This window comes from Burkholderia sp. DN3021 (assembly GCF_049805555.1).
Classification (GTDB): domain Bacteria; phylum Pseudomonadota; class Gammaproteobacteria; order Burkholderiales; family Burkholderiaceae; genus Burkholderia; species Burkholderia pyrrocinia_C.
This window is the reverse complement of the sequence record NZ_JBNCAB010000089.1, coordinates 1-20189: the sequence shown is the minus strand read 5'-3', so window position 1 is coordinate 20189 and position 20189 is coordinate 1. Positions and strand designations below refer to the sequence as shown.

20 protein-coding genes are annotated in these 20189 nt (G+C 66.3%); 8 read left to right on the top strand and 12 right to left on the bottom strand.

Annotation, left to right across the window (positions count from 1 at the left end):
* Positions 1-60 precede the first annotated feature (60 nt).
* The 3 genes from ACPUER_RS30325 to ACPUER_RS30315 form a co-directional block, all read right to left on the bottom strand.
* Positions 61-1035 (bottom strand): SDR family NAD(P)-dependent oxidoreductase, encoded by a 975-nt coding sequence (locus tag ACPUER_RS30325; RefSeq protein WP_425132913.1) that lies wholly within the window; start codon positions 1033-1035, stop codon positions 61-63.
* 112 nt (positions 1036-1147) lie between these two features.
* Positions 1148-2092, bottom strand: coding sequence for an alpha/beta hydrolase (locus ACPUER_RS30320; protein ID WP_310132918.1), 945 nt, complete (start codon positions 2090-2092; stop codon positions 1148-1150).
* 20 nt (positions 2093-2112) lie between these two features.
* Entirely contained in the window at positions 2113-3576 is a 1464-nt protein-coding gene (locus tag ACPUER_RS30315) for a flavin-containing monooxygenase (RefSeq protein WP_425132912.1), read from the bottom strand.
* A 130-nt stretch (positions 3577-3706) separates the two neighbouring features.
* Here ACPUER_RS30315 and ACPUER_RS30310 point away from each other — a divergent pair, with 130 nt between their 5' ends.
* The 6 genes from ACPUER_RS30310 (at position 3707) to ACPUER_RS30285 (ending at position 7330) form a co-directional block, all read left to right on the top strand.
* Positions 3707-4636: an AraC family transcriptional regulator gene (locus ACPUER_RS30310; protein WP_425132911.1), complete on the top strand. Its 930-nt coding sequence runs from the start codon at positions 3707-3709 to the stop codon at positions 4634-4636.
* Between the two features lie 190 nt (positions 4637-4826).
* Positions 4827-5066 carry a type II toxin-antitoxin system Phd/YefM family antitoxin gene (locus ACPUER_RS30305; RefSeq protein WP_425132910.1) on the top strand — a complete coding sequence of 80 codons (240 nt, stop codon included), beginning with the start codon at positions 4827-4829 and terminating at the stop codon, positions 5064-5066.
* Positions 5063-5458, top strand: a complete 396-nt coding sequence (locus ACPUER_RS30300; RefSeq protein WP_425132917.1) for a type II toxin-antitoxin system VapC family toxin — start codon at positions 5063-5065, stop codon at positions 5456-5458. Before ACPUER_RS30305 ends, ACPUER_RS30300 begins: the two co-directional genes overlap by 4 nt.
* A 208-nt stretch (positions 5459-5666) precedes the next feature.
* Positions 5667-6302 carry a M15 family metallopeptidase gene (locus tag ACPUER_RS30295; RefSeq protein ID WP_425132909.1) on the top strand — a complete coding sequence of 212 codons (636 nt, stop codon included), beginning with the start codon at positions 5667-5669 and terminating at the stop codon, positions 6300-6302.
* 105 nt (positions 6303-6407) lie between these two features.
* Complete coding sequence (locus tag ACPUER_RS30290) at positions 6408-6992, top strand: nucleotidyltransferase family protein (RefSeq protein WP_425132908.1); 585 nt, start codon at positions 6408-6410, stop codon at positions 6990-6992.
* Positions 6993-7018: 26 nt separating this feature from the next.
* Positions 7019-7330: a hypothetical protein gene (locus ACPUER_RS30285; RefSeq protein ID WP_425132918.1), complete on the top strand. Its 312-nt coding sequence runs from the start codon at positions 7019-7021 to the stop codon at positions 7328-7330.
* Between the two features lie 137 nt (positions 7331-7467).
* Here ACPUER_RS30285 and ACPUER_RS30280 read toward each other — a convergent pair whose 3' ends face one another.
* From ACPUER_RS30280 to panE, 8 genes are all read right to left on the bottom strand, one after another.
* Positions 7468-8226 (bottom strand): SDR family oxidoreductase, encoded by a 759-nt coding sequence (locus tag ACPUER_RS30280; protein ID WP_175959545.1) that lies wholly within the window; start codon positions 8224-8226, stop codon positions 7468-7470.
* Positions 8223-9770 carry an FGGY-family carbohydrate kinase gene (locus tag ACPUER_RS30275; protein ID WP_425132907.1) on the bottom strand — a complete coding sequence of 516 codons (1548 nt, stop codon included), beginning with the start codon at positions 9768-9770 and terminating at the stop codon, positions 8223-8225. The genes ACPUER_RS30280 and ACPUER_RS30275 overlap by 4 nt, the downstream gene beginning before the upstream one ends.
* Before the next feature lie 29 nt (positions 9771-9799).
* A complete protein-coding gene (locus tag ACPUER_RS30270; RefSeq protein WP_175959547.1) occupies positions 9800-10888 on the bottom strand; it encodes an alcohol dehydrogenase catalytic domain-containing protein in 1089 nt (362 codons plus the stop codon).
* A 46-nt stretch (positions 10889-10934) separates the two neighbouring features.
* A complete protein-coding gene (locus tag ACPUER_RS30265) occupies positions 10935-11948 on the bottom strand; it encodes an ABC transporter permease (RefSeq protein WP_027789502.1) in 1014 nt (337 codons plus the stop codon).
* A complete protein-coding gene (locus ACPUER_RS30260; RefSeq protein ID WP_310132897.1) occupies positions 11935-13455 on the bottom strand; it encodes a sugar ABC transporter ATP-binding protein in 1521 nt (506 codons plus the stop codon). Before ACPUER_RS30260 ends, ACPUER_RS30265 begins: the two co-directional genes overlap by 14 nt.
* A 62-nt stretch (positions 13456-13517) precedes the next feature.
* Entirely contained in the window at positions 13518-14456 is a 939-nt protein-coding gene (locus tag ACPUER_RS30255) for a substrate-binding domain-containing protein (RefSeq protein WP_425132906.1), read from the bottom strand.
* 118 nt (positions 14457-14574) lie between these two features.
* Entirely contained in the window at positions 14575-15534 is a 960-nt protein-coding gene (locus tag ACPUER_RS30250; protein WP_425132905.1) for an AraC family transcriptional regulator, read from the bottom strand.
* A 277-nt stretch (positions 15535-15811) separates the two neighbouring features.
* A complete protein-coding gene (gene panE / locus ACPUER_RS30245) occupies positions 15812-16759 on the bottom strand; it encodes a 2-dehydropantoate 2-reductase (RefSeq protein ID WP_425132904.1) in 948 nt (315 codons plus the stop codon).
* Between the two features lie 251 nt (positions 16760-17010).
* On the opposite strand from panE, the gene ACPUER_RS30240 reads away from it, so the two are divergent.
* Positions 17011-18564 carry a methyl-accepting chemotaxis protein gene (locus tag ACPUER_RS30240; RefSeq protein WP_425132903.1) on the top strand — a complete coding sequence of 518 codons (1554 nt, stop codon included), beginning with the start codon at positions 17011-17013 and terminating at the stop codon, positions 18562-18564.
* A 30-nt stretch (positions 18565-18594) separates the two neighbouring features.
* On the opposite strand, the gene ACPUER_RS30235 is transcribed toward ACPUER_RS30240, so the two are convergent.
* On the bottom strand, positions 18595-19272 hold the full coding sequence (locus tag ACPUER_RS30235; RefSeq protein WP_175959551.1) for a response regulator transcription factor: 678 nt from the start codon (positions 19270-19272) through the stop codon (positions 18595-18597).
* Between the two features lie 369 nt (positions 19273-19641).
* On the opposite strand from ACPUER_RS30235, the gene ACPUER_RS30230 reads away from it, so the two are divergent.
* On the top strand, positions 19642-20133 hold the full coding sequence (locus ACPUER_RS30230; RefSeq protein WP_072442345.1) for a hypothetical protein: 492 nt from the start codon (positions 19642-19644) through the stop codon (positions 20131-20133).
* The last annotated feature ends 56 nt before the right edge of the window (positions 20134-20189 follow it).

Sequence of the window (20189 nt, the reverse complement as noted above, 5' to 3'; positions counted from 1 at the left end):
GTCGGGATCGACCCTAAGCCGGAAACCATGCATGCAGGGGGCGCGTCCGATCGAACCTCGTTACGACCTTCCAGCGAACGCATCGATACCCGTAAGCTTCGCCGATAGTGCCCAAAGGCGTTTGGCTTCCCCCGGATCGATCGCATACGGCTTCACTCCCGCGGACTGCTCCTTGATCACGCTCGTCCAGAGGCGCGCGATATCACAGTCTTCGCAGTACACGCCGCCATACCCTGCCAGCATGGGAGAGGTCGCGGCCCATACCTGAGTCGCGGCACCCTGCCCAGGCGTCTTGAGTGCTTCCGGATGGGCTGGATTGCCTTCGTTATCCATCCATCCCAGCGCAATCATCTCCGCCCTCGAAACATGGCGCTGCAGCGGGGTGGGGATCATGCCGGGATGAAGCGAGAATGCCCGCACTCCGTTCTGCCGGCCCAGCTTGTCCAGGTGGACAGCAAATAGCGCGGCAGCGGTTTTCGATTGACCGTAGGCCAGCCATTTGTCGTATCCACGCGTAAACTGCACGTCGTCCCAGCGAATACCCGAAGCGTGATGGCCCAGCGAGGACACCATGACGACCCGCGCGCCCCCTTCCAGCACCGGCAACAGCAAGTTCACCAACACGTAGTGTCCCAGATGGTTGATTGCGAACTGCGCTTCCCAGCCCGGACCCACGCGGGTTTCCGGGCAAGCCATCACGCCGGCGTTGCCGATCAGGATGTCCAAGTGCCTGCCGGTTGAAAGAAAACCTTCCGTAAAGTGTCGAACGCTCGCGAGGTCCCCGAGATCCAGTGCCCAGATTTCGACATTCCTCCCGATGTCGGCCACCGCGTTCTCGGCCGCGCGCGGATCGCGTGCCGCAACGATCACCCGCGCACCGGCGCCGGCCAGGGCCCGCGTCGTTTCCAGGCCGAGCCCGGAATGCCCGCCCGTCACGAGGGCGGTAACGCCGGACAGATCGAGCCCGTTGAGCACCTCCGCTGCCGTCGAGGCTGCACCGAAACCCGAATAGATCGGTTTTTGTATCGTTTCCATCAAACACCCTCACGTATAGGAACACCCTGTCGGATCGGGGAGACGATTCGTTGCGAATGCAAGCGTGTCCGATCGTCTGTCGAGACCCTTCCAATCGATTGCACATACCGGTTCACCGCGCTGCCCGAATCACTTCGCCGAATCGCCTGCAACTCCGTTCGATCGCGTCTTGGGCTGCCGGCGACAACTGCCCCATCTCGAAAAAGCCATGTATCAATCCCTGGCCCGGCTCGACATGGACCGGCACGCGCCCCGCACTCAACGCCTCTGCATAGGCCAGACCGACGTCTCGCAACGGATCGAATTGCGCGGTCACGATGACGGCCGGAGGTAGTCCGGAGAAAGTGCCGGCATGAATGGGCGTGATGCGAGGGTCCTCGAGGCGCTGTCTTCCGCCCGAATAGTGGTGAAGAAACCATTCGATCAACGGCCTGTCGAGAAGGTATCCCGTCGCATTCTGCTGCCAGGAAAGATGCCGTGTGCCCGGTAGATCCGTAGCGGGATAGATCAAGAGCTGGCCGGCCAATTCGACTCCATCCGCACGGAAAGCGTGAGCGACCACCGCCGACAGATTGCCTCCCGCGCTGTCTCCTGCGACTGCCACGAGCGCGTTGCCGCCGAGATCGGGTGCATGGTCGACGACCCACTGCGTCGCGGCGACAGCGTCGTCGACCGCGGCCGGAAACGGATGCTCGGGTGCGAGTCGATATGCCACCGAAACGACGACGACCCGGCTCTCCCGACAGATCGCCCGGCAGACGTTGTCGTGCGTATCCAGATCGCCGATCACCCAGCCACCGCCATGAAAAAACGCGGCGGTGGGACATGGTCCGTTCCCATCGGGACGGTAGACGCGGGCAGGCAATTCCCCCAAGGCACCGTCAACGACGATGTTTTCGACGCTGCCGACGGAAATCGTCGTCCCCGGCGGATGCAGGCCGGCCGCCAGGGTACGGTAGCTGGCCCGCGCTTCTTCGGGCGTACCTTCGTGCAGTTTCTTTTCGCCGGACTTCTCCAGTGCATCCAGGAAGGCAGCGATAGGTGGATCGACAAGCATTTGATCTCCCGATACCCGATTCAGCGATAAACCAGAATGCCGTCGTCCAGCGTCGCCGCAGGAAGCTCGTGGCGCTCTTCGGCGTATTCGCGCAGACTCTGCCAGGGCGCGTGGTCACCTTGCCGATACATGATGTGCTGGGCGCGCATGATGTAACCCGGATTGAAATTGTCAGGATTGCAGAACGGCAGACGGGGCATGCGCCGTTCCTGGGGTCGCAGCACCGGAATAACCGTCTTCGCCCCCCGCTCGTCCATGTACCCGAGCAACCGACAGACAAACGCGCTCACCATGTCCGCGCGCATGGTCCAGCTCGTGCGCAGATAGCCGAGGGTGTACGCCATGTTCGGTACGTCATTGATCATCAATCCCCGGTAGGTGACGTGCCCGGTGAAGTCCACCGGTTTTCCGTCGAGGCTGAAGGACACGTCGCCGAACAGACACAGATCGAAACCCGTCGCCGTCACCACGATATCGGCCTCGAGACATTCCCCCGAGGACAGCACGATGCCCTTTTCGTCGAAGCACTCGATCGTGTCCGTCACGACGGAAGCCTTGCCGTCGCGCACGGGCACGAAGAAATCCCCGCCGGGAACGAAGGCCAGCCGCTGCTGCTGCGGCTTGTAGCGAGGACTGAAGTGCTTCTCGACGTCGAAATCGTCGGGAAGGTGCGCGCGGATCGCATCCAGCAATTGCTTGCGCAAATCCTCGGGTTGCTCCAGCGACATTCTGTTGAGTTCGAGATTCTGGGCGATATAGGCCCTACGCAGGATCTCGTACGTCCACGCTTCGGGAATATCCAGCGCACGCAGCGGCGCGGCCAACGCGTGTTCCGCCGGCTCGACGACAAAAAACGTGGGCGATCGCTGCAACAGCGTGACGTGTTGCGCTGCCTCCGCCAACGCCGGAATCAGCGTCGCCGCCGTGGCGCCCGAACCGATCACGACGATTCGTTTCCCCTTCCAGTCCAGATCGTCAGGCCAGTTCTGCGGGTGAACGACTGTCCCTCGGAAGTTCTCCAGCCCCGACCAGTCCGGCACATGCCCTTGCCGATGACGGTAGTAGCCTTGGCATTGCCACAGAAAACCGGCCGTCAATCGCAATGTCTCGCCGGTGTCCAGGCGGATCGCCTCGACGGTCCAACGGCTATCGTCGGTCGACCAGCTCGCCGTCGCCACCCGATGCCCATAACGGATATGTCGACCAAGATCGTTTTCCTCGATGACCTCCCCGAGGTAATTGCGGATCTCGTCGGCAGTCGCAATGGACGACCCCCGCCAGGGTTTGAACGAATATCCGTAGGTGAACAGATCGCTATCGGATCGCGCCCCCGGGTAGCGATGCGTCCGCCACGTGCCGCCGAATCCGTCCATGGCATCCAGTATCAGAAAACTCCGCCCCGGACACCGTTGGCACAAGTGATAGGCCGCATCTATGCCCGAGATTCCCGCACCAATGATAAGTACATCAAAATGTTCTCCCATGTGGCCACGTCTCCGATGGTTCGAGTCCTTGCCGGCAGCACACAACTGCAGCACTCGATCGGAATTGTCGTGGGTATACTGAAAATTGTGAATGCAAGGACATCCTAATTTCTATCGAGATCATCCGAAAATGAACATCGACCCACTATCGGAAGTCCTTTCCTTGCTGAGTAACCAAAGCTCCTTTTTCGGTGGATTGCAGGCAGGTGGCGACTGGGCCGTGCGCTTTCCAGCGCCGGAAGGCGTCAAGTTCAACGTGCTTGTACGGGGAACATGCTGGCTGGCCGTGGAAGGAGAACAGGAACCGCTACAGTTGGAGGCAGGCGACTGTTTCCTGCTCTCCCGCGCGCGCCCCGTCTTGATCGGCAGCGATCTTTCGCTGCCGGCGCTCGATGCCGATGAACTCTATCGTCATGCCGTGAACGGCGTGGCGCACTGCGGCAGCAACAACGACTGCTTTCTGGTCGGCGGGCGCTTCGCCTTCGGCGACGAAGCCGGGCTTCTGTTCGACAGCCTGCCGCCGGTAGCGGTGATCAAGAGCGAGTCGGATCAGGCCTCCGTATTGCGCTGGGCGTTGCAGCGGTTGGCGCACGAACTCGCCGCCCCGTCTCCGGGCGGCGCACTGATGGTCCAGCATCTGGGCCAGATCATGCTGGTGCAGGTGCTGCGCATTTATCTGGCGCAGGAAGGCGCCACTACACCGGGTTGGCTCTCGGCGCTGTCCGAGCCGCGCATCGGCGCCGCCATTCAAGCGATTCACACCAGCCCGGCCAGACGCTGGACGGTCGAGGCCCTGGCCGAAGTGGCGGGCGTCTCGCGCTCGACGCTGGCGTTGCGTTTCAAGCAGATAGCGGGCTTTTCGCCGCTGGAATACGTCCTGCGTTGGCGCATACAACTGGCGACCCGGTCCCTGAGAAACCAGCACCTCACGATTTCCTCGATCGCTCAGGCCGTCGGTTACGAATCCGACAGCGCTTTCAGCAATGCCTTCAAGCGCATCATGAAATGCTCGCCCAGAGACTATCGGGACAGCAAGATCAACGCTGCACGTTCTAGCTAATCAGGCTTTCGAAGCACGGCGCAAGCAAGACGCGGATTGATCGCAACCTGTCGAGGAAGCGGGCGGACACGTAGCGTGATCCGGTCGTGCGGTGCTCGTGCTGCCAGACACGTCCGGCATACACTCACCCGCTTGCGTCAGGCTCGGGGGCGCCATAAAATGACCATCGTCAAATGACCATGCTCATATCATGATGCCGCACGCTCCCGTTTCGAAATCCGAATTCAAGGCTCGCGCACTCGAATACTTCCGGCTCGTCGAGTCGTCGGGCGAAAGCCTGATCGTCACCGATCACGGCAGGCCGACGCTCGAGATCCGGCCGTATCACGCCCGCGAGGCTCAGCCGTTGGACATATTGCGCGGCTCGGTCATGCGCTACGACAATCCTGTCGATCCGATTGCGGAAGATGATTGGGAGGCGTCGCGGTGATCGTGCTGGATACGCATGCATTGGTGTGGTGGGTGGCGGGCGATCCTTCGCTCCGCAAGAAAGCGCGAAGTGCGATCGACCGCGCGCGGGGCGAAGGCGCACTCGCGGCATCCGCGATCTCCGCGTGGGAGATTGCGATGCTGGTGCGCAACGACCGCCTCGCGCTGACGATGGATGTCGACGCGTGGCTCGCCACCGTCGCGCAGATCGACGGCATGCGCTTCGTGCCCGTCGACGCCGACATCGCCGCGAAGTCCACCGCCCTGCCCGGCACGTTCCACAAGGATCCGGCCGACCGGATGATCGTCGCTACCGCGCGGCGGCTCGGTGCACCGCTCGTCACCCGCGACGAAAAAATCCGCGCTTACGCGCACGTGAAGACGCTCTGGTAAGCGTCGCCGCCCACAAGTCAAACCGCAGCGCATCCTCCGCCGGACTCTGGCATATTGGCGATTCGTCTGACCAAAACGACCAGGATCGGCCACCTGCGACGAAGCACGCGTCCCGGGCGGCCCGCTCACGGCCCGCAACCGTCATCGCGCCACCTCACCCGCCATCGTGATACCGCTCTCCGATCCCCTTGTCCGGTCGATCGCCCTGATGGAGTCGCACGAAGGGTTCGTCGATCTCGCCACGTTCGATGAACGCATCGCCGTCGACCTCTCGCGCAGTGTCGTTTCGAACCCGAGCCCGCATTTCCTGAAGGTACGCAGTGGTGTCGCCGAACGGCTGGTTGCCGCCGCGCACGCGCTCCCCGACGGCCTGCGCCTTTACGTCAAGGAAGGCTATCGTCCGCTCTCGCTTCAGCGCGAATACTTCACCGGCCATCTCGCACAATTGCGTGCGACGCTGAATCCGCTGCCGTCCGACGACGCGCTGTACGAACTCGCGAGCCACTACGTCGCGCCACCCGAGGTCGCGGGTCACCCGACCGGCGCTGCCGTCGACCTGACGTTGATGTCCGCCGACGGCGCCGAGCTCGACATGGGCTGCATACTCGACGCCACCGACCAGGAATCGTCCGGCGCGTGCTACACGCACAACGCATTCATCAGCCGAACGGCCGCACGAAACCGCCACGTGCTGATCGCCGCGCTGACCGGCGCCGGCTTCACGAATTACCCGTCCGAATGGTGGCATTGGTCGTTCGGCGACCGCTATTGGGCCGTCATGCAGCGGGAATCGCACGCGATTTACGGCCCCGTCGAGGAAAACATGCTCGACGAAGGTGTGTGATGACGGTTTTTCCGATCTGACGGGCACGGCCCGGTAACATCCTCACTTGCCGATCCCCGCCCGCTCCCGCACAATCGCAGCACCTGTCTCACTCCCCCCGCGCCGATGTCCTATGCGTCACTCGCCACCGGCGTCCTGCTCGCCGGCGGTCTCGGTCAGCGCTTCGACCCAAGCGGCCTGCACAGCAAACTGCTCGCGCTGCTTCCCGACGGCACGCCGGTCGCGGTCGCGGCCGCCCGCCATCTCGCGGCGGCCACGGCCGACGTGATCGCCGTCGTGCGGCCCGGCGCCGAAAAACTCGCGATCCTGCTGAACGAAGCCGGCTGCCAGGTCGTCTATGCGCCCGACGCGCTGCGCGGCATGGGCGCGAGCCTCGCTGCCGGCGTGCGCGCCACGCCCGATTCGAACGGCTGGCTCGTCGCGCTCGGCGACATGCCGTGGATCGCGGCATCGACCTATGAAGCCGTCACGCGCGCGCTCGACGCCGACGACGCGTCGATCGTCGCGCCTGCGCATCGCGGCATGCGCGGCCATCCGGTCGGCTTCGCCGCGCACCACTTCGATGCGCTCGCCGCCCTCGACGGCGACACGGGCGCGCGCGCGCTGTTCGCCAGCGCGCCGGTGAAACTGCTCGACGTCGACGATCCCGGCATCCTGCGCGATGTCGACACGCCGCAGGATCTGCGCTGACCGCGATCGCGCAGCCACGCAATGCATTGCAGTACAAGATCCCGCCCGACGATCGACAATCGCGAATTCACGGATTTCGCCGACGATCGACAACCCGCCGCAAGAATCCCGCAGCAAACGCTCGCCCGATTGCCTATAACGAAGACGAGGCGCGCCCACCGCGCCGCCGCCATCACGCATCGCGCGAGCTCTCCATGACCGATCACACGACCCCGACGCCCGAGCCACCGGCCGACCCGAACCGCGATCCGGAAGACGATCCGCTGTCGTCGCCGCCGGGTCATCACCACGACAACCCGCAGCAACCGGACGGACCGCCGAGCAAAGATCCGGTCTAGTTGCGCGTCGGCCGCTCCGCGCATTCGCCCCTATTTCTCGTCATGCGCGGTCGACGGCAGCCGGCCGCCCGTCGCCCGTCGCCCGTCGCCCGTCGCCCGTCACCCGTCACCCGTCACCCGTCGCCGCATGACGTGGCCTATCGCGCCGTATACCCGCCGTCGATCGGCAGCGACACGCCGCTGATCATCGACGCCGCGTCGCTCAGCAAAAACAGGATCGGCTCGACGACCTCGTCCGGCTCCGCAAATCGCCCGAGCGGAATCGCCGCCAGCATCGGTGCGCGCTTCTCCGGTTCGCTCCACGCGAACTGCGCCATCGGCGTGAGCGTGACGGTCGGGTTCACGCTGTTCACACGAATGCCGTGCGGGCCGAGCTCGATGCACAGCACGCGCGTGATCGCGTCCATCGCCGCCTTCGACGCACAATAGCTCAGATGCGCGGGCAAGCCGACGAGCGCGGCCTGGCTCGATACGTTGACGATGCTGCCCCGCGCATGCACGGCACCGCGCCCGTCGCGCGCGATCATCTTCCGTGCAACCGCCCGCGCCACGAGCGCCGCGCCGCGCGCATTGACGGCCATCACGCGGTCGAAGTGCCCGGCGCTGACGTCGAGCGCCGGTTCGAGCGACGCGATCCCCGCGCAATTGACGAGGCCGTCGAACGTATCGTGCGCGGCGAGCGCGGCATCGATCGCGTGTTCGTCGCCACCGACATCGATGCGCAACGTATCGCACCCAGTCTCGCCGGCGAGCGCCTCGAGCGCGGCCATGTCGCGCGCTGTCGCGACGACCCGCGCGCCTGCCTGCGCCAGCGCAACCGCGCATGCGCGCCCGATGCCGCTCGATGCGCCCGTGACGAGCATCCGCGAGCCGCTGAAATCGAATCGTGTCTTCATGATGGCGTGTGCAGTTCGTGCATGATCGGCTTGAGTGCCGGATACAGTGCCGTGTAAAGCCCGAAGCGCACCGCATACGCTCGCGCACGTTCGGCATCGGGTCGCGCGCGCTCGACGAGCGTGACCCAACCGCCCTGCGCGTCGTCGTGCGACACGAGCCCCGCCCCGACACCCGCGAGCAATGCCGCCCCCATTGCGGCTTCGACGTCCTGCTCGATCGTCCACACCGGAAAGCCCGTCACGTCCGCGATGATCTGCATCCACAGCGCCGAATGCGCGGCGCCGCCGACGACGATCAGCCGATCGTCCAGCACCACCGCGCCGCGGCGGCCGGCCTCGATGTTGTGCCGCAACGCGAACGCGACGCCTTCGAGCACCGCGCGATAAAGATGCGCCCGCGTATGCGCGAGACTCAGCCCGACGAACGCGCCGCTCGCCTTCGCATCCCACACCGGGCTGCGCTCGCCCATCAGGTACGGCAGGAACAGCACGCCGTCGGCACCGGCCGGCACACTTTCGGCCGCTTCCTCGAGCAGCACGTGCGGATCGCCGTGCGGCAGCAGGCGTGCCGCATCGATTTCGGCATGACAGAACTGGTCGCGAAACCACGCGACCGATGCGCCGGCCGTGATCGCACCGCCGAACACGTACAGGTCGCGCTGCCCGTCGAACACGTGCGGCATGCTGATGAGCCCGTGCCGCGCATCGACGTGCCGGTTCACGTAGCCCCAGCACATGCTGGTGCCGATCATCGCGACATGCTGCCCGGTGCGCGTCGCGCCGGCCGCGAAGGTCGCGACGGCCGCATCGACGCCGCCCGCGACGACCGGCGTGCCGGCCGGCAGCCCGAGCTGTTCGGTCCATTGCGACAGCAGCCCGCCGACGATCTCCGTCGAATCGACAAGCCGCTCCGGCATCATCGTCGCCGGAATGCCGAGCATGTCGAGCGCGTCGTCGGACCACTCGCGGCGCGCGACGTCGTACACGCCGCCGATATTGCCGGCCGAGCTGTGATCGACCGCGACTTCGCCGGTCAGCAGGTAGATCACGTACGCGTTCGGCGGCAGGAAATAACGCACGTTCGCCCACACGTCCGGCCGCTGGTCGCGCAGCCACAGCATCTTCGTGAAGCCGTAGTAGCTGTCGACGCCGTTGCCCGTGATCACGCGCAGCCGCTCGACGTTCACGTGCTCGCCGACCCAGTCGACTTGCGCGGTCGCGCGCCGGTCCATCCAGATCAGGCACGGATGGAGCGGCCGCATGTCGCTGTCGACCGGAATGCCCGAGCCGCCGTACAGGCTGCTCACGCACACCGCGCGGATCGCATCGGCCGGCACGCCCTGCGCGCGCGCGTCGCTCACGCAGCCGGCGATACATTCGAGCACCGCGTCGAACCACACCTGCGGCCACTGCTCGGCCCACAGCGGGCGCGGCGTATCGGGCTGGTAGCCGGCCGAGCGCCGCGCGACGATCGTGCCGTGCCGGTCGACGAGCAGCGCCTTGGTGCTCTGCGTGCCGATGTCGACGCCTATGACGTATTCCATGATGTCTCCGGTGAGGCGCACGCCGGCCGTCAGCGGGCCGGCTTCAGCAGCACCTTGATCGATTCGGGCGATTTCGCGACGCGGATCGCGTCGTCCCAGTCCTCGAGCGCGAAACCGTGCGTGACGATGCCTTTCGACGTGACGAGCCCGCGCGCGAGCAGGTCGATCGCGACCGGATAGCAGTATGGCCCGAGGTGTGCGCCGCGCACGTCGAGCTCCTTGCGATCGCCGATGATCGACCAGTCGACGGTCGCGTCCTCGCCGAACACGCTGAATTCGACGAAGCGGCCGAGCTTGCGGATCAGGTCGAGCCCCTGGTTCACGCCGACCGGCGCGCCGGTCGTTTCGATGTACACGTCGCAGCCGTAGCCGTCGGTCAGCGCGCGGACGATCTCGCGCGCATCGTCGCGCTGCGGGTTGATCGTCACGTCGGCGCCGTACTCGCGCGCGAGTTCGAGCCGTTCGTCGATCAGGTCGATCACGACGAGCTTCTTCGGCGTCTTCAGGTGCGCGACCTGCGTCATCATCAGCCCGAGCGGGCCCGCTCCCGCGATCACGACGACGTCGTCGAGCTGGACGTCGCCGCGGTTCACCGTATGGATCGCGCACGACAGCGGCTCGATGATCGCGGCATCCTCGAGCGATACGCCGAGCGGAATCCTGTGGACGATCGCGGTCGGCGGAATGCGCATGTATTCGGCCATCCCGCCGTCGGCGACCTCGCGCTGGAAGCCGAAGATGTTGTGCACCTCGCACATCCAGTACTGCCCCGACTTGCAATAGCGGCACTTGCCGCACGGCACGATCTGCTCGGCGATCACGCGGTCGCCCAATGCCACGCCGAAATGCTCGGCCGCGCCGTCGCCGAGCGCCTCGACGTAGCCGAAAAATTCATGGCCGGGAATCACGGGCGCCTTCACCCACGGGTTCGGGCCGCCCCAGAACATCTTCGCGCCCGTATAGCATTTGCAGTCGCTCGCGCAAATCCCGCACGCGGCGATGCGGATCACGAGTTCGTTCGCGCCGGGGCGCGGCTTCTCGACCTGTTCGACGCGATAGTCCTCGGGGCCGTGGCAGACGACCGCGGTCATCCGCGGCTGGGCTTCGGGTGTCGTCATGAGTTTTCTCTTTCGTTGATGATTCGGATATCCGATCGATCACGCATTACCGCGATCGTTCTCGGCTGATGTAGATCGCGAGCAGGATGATTCCGCCCTTGATCACGTTCTGCACATACGGGTTCACGCCGATCATGTTCAGCCCGTTGTTGAGCACGCCGAGCAGCAGCGCACCGACCAGCGTGCCGAGGATCGCGCCGCGCCCGCCGGAGATCGACGTGCCGCCCATCACGACGGCCGCGATCGCGTCGAGTTCGAAACCCACGCCCGCGTTCGGCTGCCCGCTCATCAACCGGCCCGTCAGCACGATCGCGGCGAGCGCCGACGTGAGCCCGGCCAGCGTGTAGACGATCAGCTTCACGCGCGCGACGCGCACGCCGGTGAGCCGCGTCGCCTGCTCGTTGCCGCCGATTGCATACACGTAGCGGCCGAACGGCATGCGATCGAGCAGCAGCCACGCGATCGCGTAGACCACCAGCATGATCAGCACGGGCGCCTGGATGCCGAGCACCTTGCCGCTGCCGAAGAACGCGACCCAGTCGGGCAGCCCGTCGATCGGATAACCTCCCGTGTAGATCAGCGCGAGGCCGCGCGCGATGCCCATCGTCGCGAGCGTGACGATGATCGGCGGCATCCCTGCGAACGCGACGAACACGCCGTTCAGGAAGCCGAACCCGAAGCCGACCGCAATGCCGATCGCGAGCGCGGCGACCGCGTTGACGCCCGCGACCATCAGCCCGGCCGCAAGCGTGCCCGACAGCGCCATCACCGAACCGACCGACAGGTCGATCCCGCCCGTCAGGATCACGCAGGTCATGCCGACCGCGATGATCGCGTTGATCGATACCTGGCGCAGCACGTTTTCCAGGTTCGCGGCGGACAGGAAGCTCGGGCTCGCGATCATCATCGCGATGCACACGACGACGAGGCCGACGAGCGGATAGAACAGCGTCGAACGCCGCAATTGCGCCCACATCGCGCGGGGCGGCGGCGCATCGCCGTTTCCGGCGTTGGCCGCGAGCGTGGTGGAAGGCGTGGAAGAAGAATCAGGCAGGTTCATGGGTCGCTCCTCGCGTGCCGGCCGTGGCATGGGTCATGACCGTGTCGGGATCGATCTCGTCGCCTTCGAGCGTCGCCTCGATGCGGCCCTGCCGGAACACGGCGACGCGATCGCACATGCCGACGATTTCCGGCAGCTCGGACGAGATCATGATGATGGCGTAGCCGCGCGCGGTGAGTTCGCGCATCAGCCCGTAGATTTCCGCTTTCGCGCCGACGTCGATGCCGCGCGTCGGCTCGTCGAAGATCAGCACCGACGTGTGATGATTCAGCCAGCGCGCGATCACGACCTTCTGCTGGTTGCCGCCGGACAGCGTCGCAACCTCGGTGTGGATCGACGGCGCCTTCACGCCGACGCGCCGCATCACGTCGTGCGTCGCGCGCGCCTCGCCGCGGCGGTCGATCAGCCAGCGCATCGACCGGTACTTGCCGAGGTTGTTCAGCGAAATGTTGTCGCGGATCGAGAACGACGTGACGAGCCCTTCCGTCTTGCGGCTTTCCGGCAGGATGCCGATGCCCGCGCGCAGCGCGTCGGCCGGATCGCCGAGCTTCGCCACCGCGCCGCGCACGCGCACGTCCTTGCGGTGCGCTCGCGTCGCGCCGATCACCGCGAGCGCTGTTTCCGTGCGGCCCGAGCCGACGAGCCCGGCGAAGCCGAGGATCTCGCCGGCCCGCAGCGCGAAGCGGTTCACCGGGCCGTCGCGCTCGATCTGCAGCGCATCGACTTCGAGCACGGCCGGCGCGTCGGCCGGCAGCGCGGGCTTCGGCGGAAAGCTGCTCTCGATCCGGCGGCCGACCATCATCCGCACGAGCTGCTCGACGTCCGTGCGTGCGACGTCGGTCGTCGCGACGTACTGGCCGTCGCGCAGCACCGTGATGCGGTCGCACACCGCGAAGATCTCGTCGAGGTGATGCGAGATGAAGATCATCGCGACGCCCTGCCGCTTCAGCTCGCGCATGATCGCGAACAGGTGTTCGGCTTCGGCCGGCGTGAGCGTGGCGGTCGGTTCGTCGAGGATCAGGATGCGCGCGTCGAGCGACAGCGCCTTGCCGATCTCGACGAACTGCTGCTGCGCGACCGACAGCGCACGGATCGGCGCATCGAGATCGATCGACACGCCGAGCCGCGCGAAGATGCCGGCCGCCGCGCGGCGCATCCGCGTGCGGTCGCGCGCGCCCCAGCGCGTGCGCAGCTCGCGGCCGAGGAACAGGTTGTCGACGGCGTCCAGGTGCGGGATCAGGCTGAATTCCTGGAACACGATGCCGACGCCCGCCGCGACCGCCTCGTGATAGTTCGAGAAATGACGTGCGGTGCCGTCGATTTCGATCGTGCCGGCATCCGGTTGATGGATGCCGCACAGGATCTTCATCAGCGTCGACTTGCCCGCGCCGTTCTCGCCGAGCAGCGCATGGATCTCGCCGCGCGCGATGTCCAGGTGAATGTCGGACAGCGCCTTCACGCCCGGAAAGCTTTTCGTGATGTGGCTGAGCCTGAGTATCGTTTCCATCGGCTTCTCCGTGCGAAGGGCGCCGGCCATGCCGCCCCCCTTCGCGTCGCATCGCACGTCGTTCACCAGCTGAAGCCCTTCGCATTGCTGCGATCGACGACCTTCACGTCGACCGGAATCGCCTTCGGCACCGTCGCGCCCCACTTGCGTGCGATCGCGATGCCGAGCGCGATGCGCACCTGGTCGGCCGGGAACTGCGCGGTCGTCTCGATGAACTTCGAGTTCGGTTTCTGGATCGCGGCGATCGCCTCGGGCGCGCCGTCGACGCTCGTCAGCTTGATGTCCTTGCCGGAACCCTCGATCGCCGCGAGCGCGCCCATCGAGCCGCCGTCGTTCACGCTAAAGATGCCCTTCAGGTTCGGACGCGCGGAGATCATGTTTTCGGTGACCGACAGCGCGGTCGCGCGCTCCTGCTTGCCGTTCTGCGTGTCGACGAGCTTCACGTTCGGGAATTTCGCGAGCCCGGCCTTGCAGCCGCGCACGCGTTCGAGGATCGGCACGACCGGAATGCCGTCGAGGATCGCGACCTCGCCGCTGCCGCCGATCGCCTTCGCGAGGTATTCGCACGACATCACGCCCGCGTCGTAGTTCTTCGAGCCGACGAACGAATCGACCGGGCCGTTCGCGTTCGCATCGACGGCCACGACCACCGCGCCGGCCTTCTTCGCCTGCATGATCGCCGACTGGATGCCGGTCGAATCGGTCGGGTTCACGAGCAGGATGTCGATCTTCTTCTGCAGCATGTCCTCGACGTCGCTCACCTGCTTGCTGACGTCGTGATGCGCATCGGCCACGACGACCTGCGCGCCGATCGACGTGGCCGCATCGTTCAGCGCCTTCTGCATCGTCACGAAATACGGGTTGTTCAGTTCCTGGAACGTCATGCCGATCCGCAGCGGTGCGGCATGCGCGGCGGCGGCTGGCAGCAAGGCCGCGAACGCGGCGAGGGCCGCCATCCGGGCGGCGCGGCTGAATGATGAAGCGGGCGATGCGTGCGTCATGACGGTGTCTCCATTTATGTGCGGCTTTTTCGAGGTTGAACGGGCCCCTCGCGACGTGAGCGACGCGATCGGCCGGGTGAAACGGTGTGGAAAGTTCAGGCGGGCGGCGGCCCGGCGATCATCCGGGCTGCGGCGCGAGTTCGGGCGTGCCGGGCGTCAGCACGCGCGGCGGCATCGGATTGCCGGTGGGCGCCGCGTGCAGCGCAAGCTCGCGGCTGCGCGCGTTCAGGCGCTGCAGCGCACGGAATTCGGACGGCGCCATCCCCTTCACCGAGCGGAACTGGCGGTTGAAGTTCGATACGTTGTTGAAGCCGGCCTGGAAGCAGATGTCGGTGATGTTCGCGTCGTCGGCAAGCAGCATCTGGCACGCGGATTCGATCCGCAGCCGGTTCACGTACTGGACGAACGGCATGCCCGTGTGGCGGTGAAATGCGCGCGAGAATGCGCTGACGCTCTGTCCGGTCAGTTGCGCGAGTTCGGACTCGCGCAGCTCGGATGCGAGGTTCTTGCCGATATACGACAGCGCGTGGCTGAGCCGCGTCGGCGTGACGTCCGCCTGGTCGTATGCGGGGCTCGCGAGCAGCGTGCGCTCGTCGGCGCCGCAAAGCCGTTCGAGGATCGTGATGAACAGCGCGATGCGACGCATGCCGCGCGCGGCCAGCAGTTCGTCGAACAGCGGTGCGATCGCGGCGCTGGTCGCATCGTCGAAGCCGACGCCGCGCCGCGCGTCGTCGAGCAGCGCCTGCGCGTCGCGGCATTCGGGAAACGCATCCATGCAGCGGCGCACGAACGCCGGGGCGAACTGGATCACGAGGTTGCGGCGCTCGACGGTTTCGCCTTCGGCCATGTCGCTGACCCAGTTGTGCGGCAGGTTCGGGCCGAGCAGCACGAGATGGCCGGGGCCGAACGAGCCGATGTGATCTCCGACGAAATACTTGCCGCGCGTCGCGACGATCAGGTGCAGTTCGAATTCAGGATGGAAATGCCAGCGGATCGTGCGATACGGGTAACCGTGCGACCAGACCTTGAACGACTCGTCGCGTCGCACTTCGACCACTTCGAGATCGGGATGCATCATGTTGGCGTCTCCATTCCCATGTATCGCTGGCCGGCCTGTTCGGCTGTTCGCTCGTGCGCCGCGTGTTTCTCGTATTTCGCGCGGCGACGCGACCGGTCGCATGGGAAGCAATGTAGGTCGATCGCGCGCGCGGCTCCACCAACTTTACGCCTGATTTCCGATACTTTTTTGCGCTTTCCGGCCGTAAACGGCGCCGGACAGCAAATTTGTGCAGCGCGCAACGGCACCGGGCGGCCGGCCGCCGGGTCGGTGCGATGCGCGCGCGCCCGCCGACGGTTTACGCGGCCGCGTGCTCGCGCGCCGTGCGCACCTCGTACGCCTTCAGGTGGTTGTATGCGATCCGCAGCAGCGACAGCGCATCGGCCGCCTGCGGGTCGCGGCGCGCGAGCAGGTCGCCGATCACGTGATCGGCTTCGACGCGCGCATGGTTCTCGACGTCGCGCAGCATCGACGCGGTCAGCGGCGACGGCGTCAGCACCATTCGCTGCATCCGCTCGATCGCCGCCGGGTCGGGCCGGTGACCGTTGTATTCGGCGATCGCGCTGCATTCGCCGAGCATCGTCTCGAGCAGGCGGCGGCCGTCCGGCGCGGCGAGAATGTCGCCGATCGAGCCGCGGAACAGCGATGTGCTCGCGGCGAGGGTCGCGAGGAATACCCACTTTTCCCACATCCGCGCGGCGATGTCGTCGCTGAGCGTCGCGTCGAAGCCCGCGCCGCCGAGCACGTCGGCCACCGCGCGCACGCGCGGCGATTCGCCGCCGGCGAGTTCGCCGAACGACACGCCATGCGTGTCGTTCAGGTGCACGATGCGCTGCTCGCGATCGAGCGTGGCCGCGATCACGCACAGCCCGCCGAGCACCTGCGCGGCGCCGAACCGGTCGCGCAGCACGTCGAGGTGACGCATCCCGTTGAGCATCGGCAGTATCAGCGTTTGCGGGCCGACGAACGGCGCGAACGACGCGATCGCGTCGTCGAGGCTGTACGCCTTGCAGCTCAGCAGCACGAGGTCGAACGGCGCAACTCCGGCGCCGGCATCGCCCGCGCGCACGGTCTGCACGTTCGCGAGCGTCAGGTCGCCGCGCGGGCTGCGGATCAGCAGCCCGTCGCGCGCCAGCGCGGCCGCGCGGCCGTCGCGCACCAGAAACGTCACGTCGCGCCCCGCCGCGGCCAGCCGGCCGCCGAAGTATCCGCCGACCGCGCCGGCCCCTACCACCAGAATTCGCATCGTTGCCTCCTTTCGGTTTCATTCGGCGCCGCGCCGCCGCCCACCCGGGCGCCCGGCGCGCGCAATCGCTCCGACAGTATAGCGATGCCCGTTATGCATATGCATAGATACCCGTGCCGACGTCGAAGGCAAAAGCGACCGCACCGTTTCTAAGGGATTTCCCGCCTACGGCGACGCGCGTCGCCTGCCGTCAAGACACTTACCCCGTCACGCCGTTCCGGTGAGCATCCTCGACTGACCGACCACATACCATGCGCAACCTTTCCCTGAATCAGAAACTCGCCTCGATGATCGTCATCCTGTGGCTCGGCCTGCTCGTGATCGCCGGGCTCGGCGCGTGGCAGACGCGCGCATCGATGATCGAAGACCGCCGCGACCAGCTTGCCGCACTGGTCGCGCAGGCCGCGAGCGTGACCGACCATTACTACAAGCTGTCGCAGCAGAACGCGATGCCGGAAGCCGACGCGAAGCAGAAGGCGCTCGAGGCGATCGCCGCGATGCGCCACGGTGCCGACGGCTACATCTCCGTCAACGACTCGAAGCCCGTGATCGTGATGCATCCGATCAAGGCCGAGCTCAACGGCAAGGACGTGTCGAATTTCACCGATCCGGACGGCAAGCACCTGTTCGTCGAGATCGTGAAGGCCGGCAACCTGGAAGGCAGCAAGGGCTTCGTCGAGTATCTGTGGCCGAAGCCGGGCGCCGACAAGCCGCAGGAGAAAACCAGCGCCGTGCAGCGCTTCGCGCCGTGGGACTGGTATCTGGTGACGGGCATGTACATGAACGACGTGCACTCGGCCGTGCTCGCGAGCATCGGCCGCTGGCTCGCGATGACGGCCGTGCTCGGCGCGATCGCGACCGCCGTGATGGTGCTGGTGCTGAAAAGCGTGCGCGCGAGCCTCGGCGGCGAACTCGAGGTCGCGCTCGACGCCGCGCAGCGCATCGCGCAGGGCGACCTGACCGCGCGCGTCGCCGTGAAGCAGGACGATCGCGGCAGCCTGCTGCATGCGCTGCACACGATGCAGGGCGGGCTGATCGACATGGTGTCGCGCGTGCGGATGGGCACCGAGAACATCAACGTCGGCGCGAGCGAGATCGCGTCCGGCAACACCGACCTGTCGCAGCGCACCGAGGAACAGGCGGCCGCGCTCGTGCAGACCGCGTCGAGCATGGACCAGATGACCGCGAACGTGAAGCAGAACGCGGACAGCGCCGCGCAGGCCGCATCGCTCGCCGGCCAGGCCGCGCAGGTCGCGACGCGCGGCAGCGCGGTGGTCGACGACGTCGTGCGCACGATGAACGAGATCACCGGCCGCTCGCACAAGATCGGCGACATCATCGGCGTGATCGACGGGATCGCGTTCCAGACCAACATCCTCGCGCTGAACGCGGCGGTCGAAGCCGCGCGCGCGGGCGAACAGGGCCGCGGCTTCGCGGTGGTCGCGGCCGAGGTGCGCTCGCTCGCGCAACGCTCGGCGACGGCCGCCAAGGAGATCAAGTCGCTGATCGTGTCGTCGAACGAGACCGTCGAGCACGGCGCGGCGCTCGTCACGCACGCGGGCGAGACGATGGCCGAGCTCGTGCAGTCGGTGCGGCGCGTGAACGAGATCCTCGACGAAATCAGCCATGCGTCGCGCGAGCAAAGCGCCGGGATCGAGCAGGTCAATCGCGCGGTGGGAGAGATGGACCAGGTCACGCAGCAGAACGCGGCGCTCGTCGAACAGGCGGCGGCCGCCGCGCATTCGCTGCGCGATCAGGCCGAAGCGCTGCGCGACGCCGTCACGCGGTTCGCGTTGCCGGCCTGACGGCGCCGGCACGGCACCGCACGCACCCGCTCACGCCGCGCCGCCGGCCCGCGGCGCGGCCGCACCGATGCCGAGCCCCAGCCCGGCCGCCCGCTGGATCAGCTCGACGTCGTTGTTCGCGCCGAGTTTCTTCATCGCGCTGATCTTCTGCGCGCTGACCGTCTGCTTGCCCTTGCTCAGGCGCTGCGCGATCGTCTTGATCGGCACGCCCGACAGATACAGGCGAATCACCTCGATCTCGCGCGCCGACAGCTTCACTGGCGCCTCGCCGCGCTCGCCGATCGCATCGACCGCGCGCCTGACGCACGGCGACAGGTAGCGCCCGCCGCTGTAGCTCGAATGGATCGCCGTGACGATATGGCCGACTTCGTCGAACTTGCTGACGATGCTCACGCCGCCGATCGCGAGGATCGACCGGAAGATCAGCGGGTTCTCGTTGCCGACCAGCGCGACGATTCCGGCGTTCGGGCGCGTGCGCCGCAGCCAGTCGAACAGCGCGAGGCCGTCCATCTGCTCGTCGCCGCGGATCGAATAATCGACCAGCACGATGTCGCAGTCGACGCCGCCGAGCGACGCGACCAGCTCGGCCGCACTCCGGTAGACCGCGACGAGCTCGATAGCGCAGGCGCTGCCGGCGATCTGCTCGATGCCGGCCAGCGTCAACGGCCAGTCATACGCGAAAACGATGCGAACATTGAATTTCCTCATGCGCAGTTCCAGGTGGTTCACCGGCCGCGCGGTGCGGAACGCGCGCGGCCGGTTTGGCGTTGAAAGGATGTCCGGGATATTTTTATCCCGAAGATCGATTCTATGAAGCCGCGCGCGGGCGGGATATCGGACGGCATCGGGATTGACCGCCGGAGACGTAATACGAGTTTGATATTTGCGTCGGTTCAGGCGCCCGGCATCGGCCGGACGGCCGGCATTGAGCCCTTGCGGCCGGCCAGCAGGTAAAATTGCGGCGTTTGCATGCCACTCCGGGCACCCGGCGGCGAGCGACGCGCCGATGACGGCCGCGCACCACTGCCCTTTTGCCGGCTGCCCATACTCCGGCTGCCCGTACTCCCAGCTTTCCCCATGACCGAATCCGACCTGCAATCCGACGACACCTCCATCCACGAAGACGGCCTCTGGCGCGACAACGGCTGGACCGCCCGCATCATCAAGAACGAAGACGACGACGGCTGGGCCGTCGAGATGATCAAGGACGGCGAGTCCGAACCCGCGCTCGTCGGGCCGTGGACCATGGGCCGCGACAAGAAGAACCCGAAGCCGATGGACGCGAACGCGTTCCGCACGCTCGTGAAGACCGCGACCGAGGTGCTGATGCGGCACGAGCAGCAGCGGCGCGCGATGCTGCACAAGGAAGTGACGGTTCAGGGCGAGGACGGGCAGGATGTGTCGGTGACGCTCGACATCGTGCCGGACGAGTTCGAGCCGTACGCGCAACTCAAGGCGTTCGATCCGTACGGCGAGCTGCTGGCCGACGCGAAGGTATCGGCCGGGTTCAAGCTCAGCAAGGCCAGCGCCGAACGCTGGGTCGCGTCGGGCTTCGAACGGCCGGCCTGACCGGGCGGCGGTGCGCGCTCAGGCGCCGGCGCCCTGCCGCGCGCCCTGCCGCGCGC

Bases quoted from the DNA above. Each gene is read 5' to 3' on its own strand.
- ACPUER_RS30325 (WP_425132913.1), bottom strand. From the start codon at position 1,035: ATGGAAACGATACAAAAACCGATCTATTCGGGTTTCGGTGCAGCCTCG.
- ACPUER_RS30320 (WP_310132918.1), bottom strand. From the start codon at position 2,092: ATGCTTGTCGATCCACCTATCGCTGCCTTCCTGGATGCACTGGAGAAG.
- ACPUER_RS30315 (WP_425132912.1), bottom strand. From the start codon at position 3,576: ATGGGAGAACATTTTGATGTACTTATCATTGGTGCGGGAATCTCGGGC.
- ACPUER_RS30310 (WP_425132911.1), top strand. From the start codon at position 3,707: ATGAACATCGACCCACTATCGGAAGTCCTTTCCTTGCTGAGTAACCAA.
- ACPUER_RS30305 (WP_425132910.1), top strand. From the start codon at position 4,827: ATGATGCCGCACGCTCCCGTTTCGAAATCCGAATTCAAGGCTCGCGCA.
- ACPUER_RS30295 (WP_425132909.1), top strand. From the start codon at position 5,667: ATGGAGTCGCACGAAGGGTTCGTCGATCTCGCCACGTTCGATGAACGC.
- ACPUER_RS30290 (WP_425132908.1), top strand. From the start codon at position 6,408: ATGTCCTATGCGTCACTCGCCACCGGCGTCCTGCTCGCCGGCGGTCTC.
- ACPUER_RS30280 (WP_175959545.1), bottom strand. From the start codon at position 8,226: ATGAAGACACGATTCGATTTCAGCGGCTCGCGGATGCTCGTCACGGGC.
- ACPUER_RS30275 (WP_425132907.1), bottom strand. From the start codon at position 9,770: ATGGAATACGTCATAGGCGTCGACATCGGCACGCAGAGCACCAAGGCG.
- ACPUER_RS30270 (WP_175959547.1), bottom strand. From the start codon at position 10,888: ATGACGACACCCGAAGCCCAGCCGCGGATGACCGCGGTCGTCTGCCAC.
- ACPUER_RS30265 (WP_027789502.1), bottom strand. From the start codon at position 11,948: ATGAACCTGCCTGATTCTTCTTCCACGCCTTCCACCACGCTCGCGGCC.
- ACPUER_RS30260 (WP_310132897.1), bottom strand. From the start codon at position 13,455: ATGGAAACGATACTCAGGCTCAGCCACATCACGAAAAGCTTTCCGGGC.
- ACPUER_RS30255 (WP_425132906.1), bottom strand. From the start codon at position 14,456: ATGACGCACGCATCGCCCGCTTCATCATTCAGCCGCGCCGCCCGGATG.
- ACPUER_RS30250 (WP_425132905.1), bottom strand. From the start codon at position 15,534: ATGATGCATCCCGATCTCGAAGTGGTCGAAGTGCGACGCGACGAGTCG.
- panE (WP_425132904.1), bottom strand. From the start codon at position 16,759: ATGCGAATTCTGGTGGTAGGGGCCGGCGCGGTCGGCGGATACTTCGGC.
- ACPUER_RS30240 (WP_425132903.1), top strand. From the start codon at position 17,011: ATGCGCAACCTTTCCCTGAATCAGAAACTCGCCTCGATGATCGTCATC.
- ACPUER_RS30235 (WP_175959551.1), bottom strand. From the start codon at position 19,272: ATGAGGAAATTCAATGTTCGCATCGTTTTCGCGTATGACTGGCCGTTG.
- ACPUER_RS30230 (WP_072442345.1), top strand. From the start codon at position 19,642: ATGACCGAATCCGACCTGCAATCCGACGACACCTCCATCCACGAAGAC.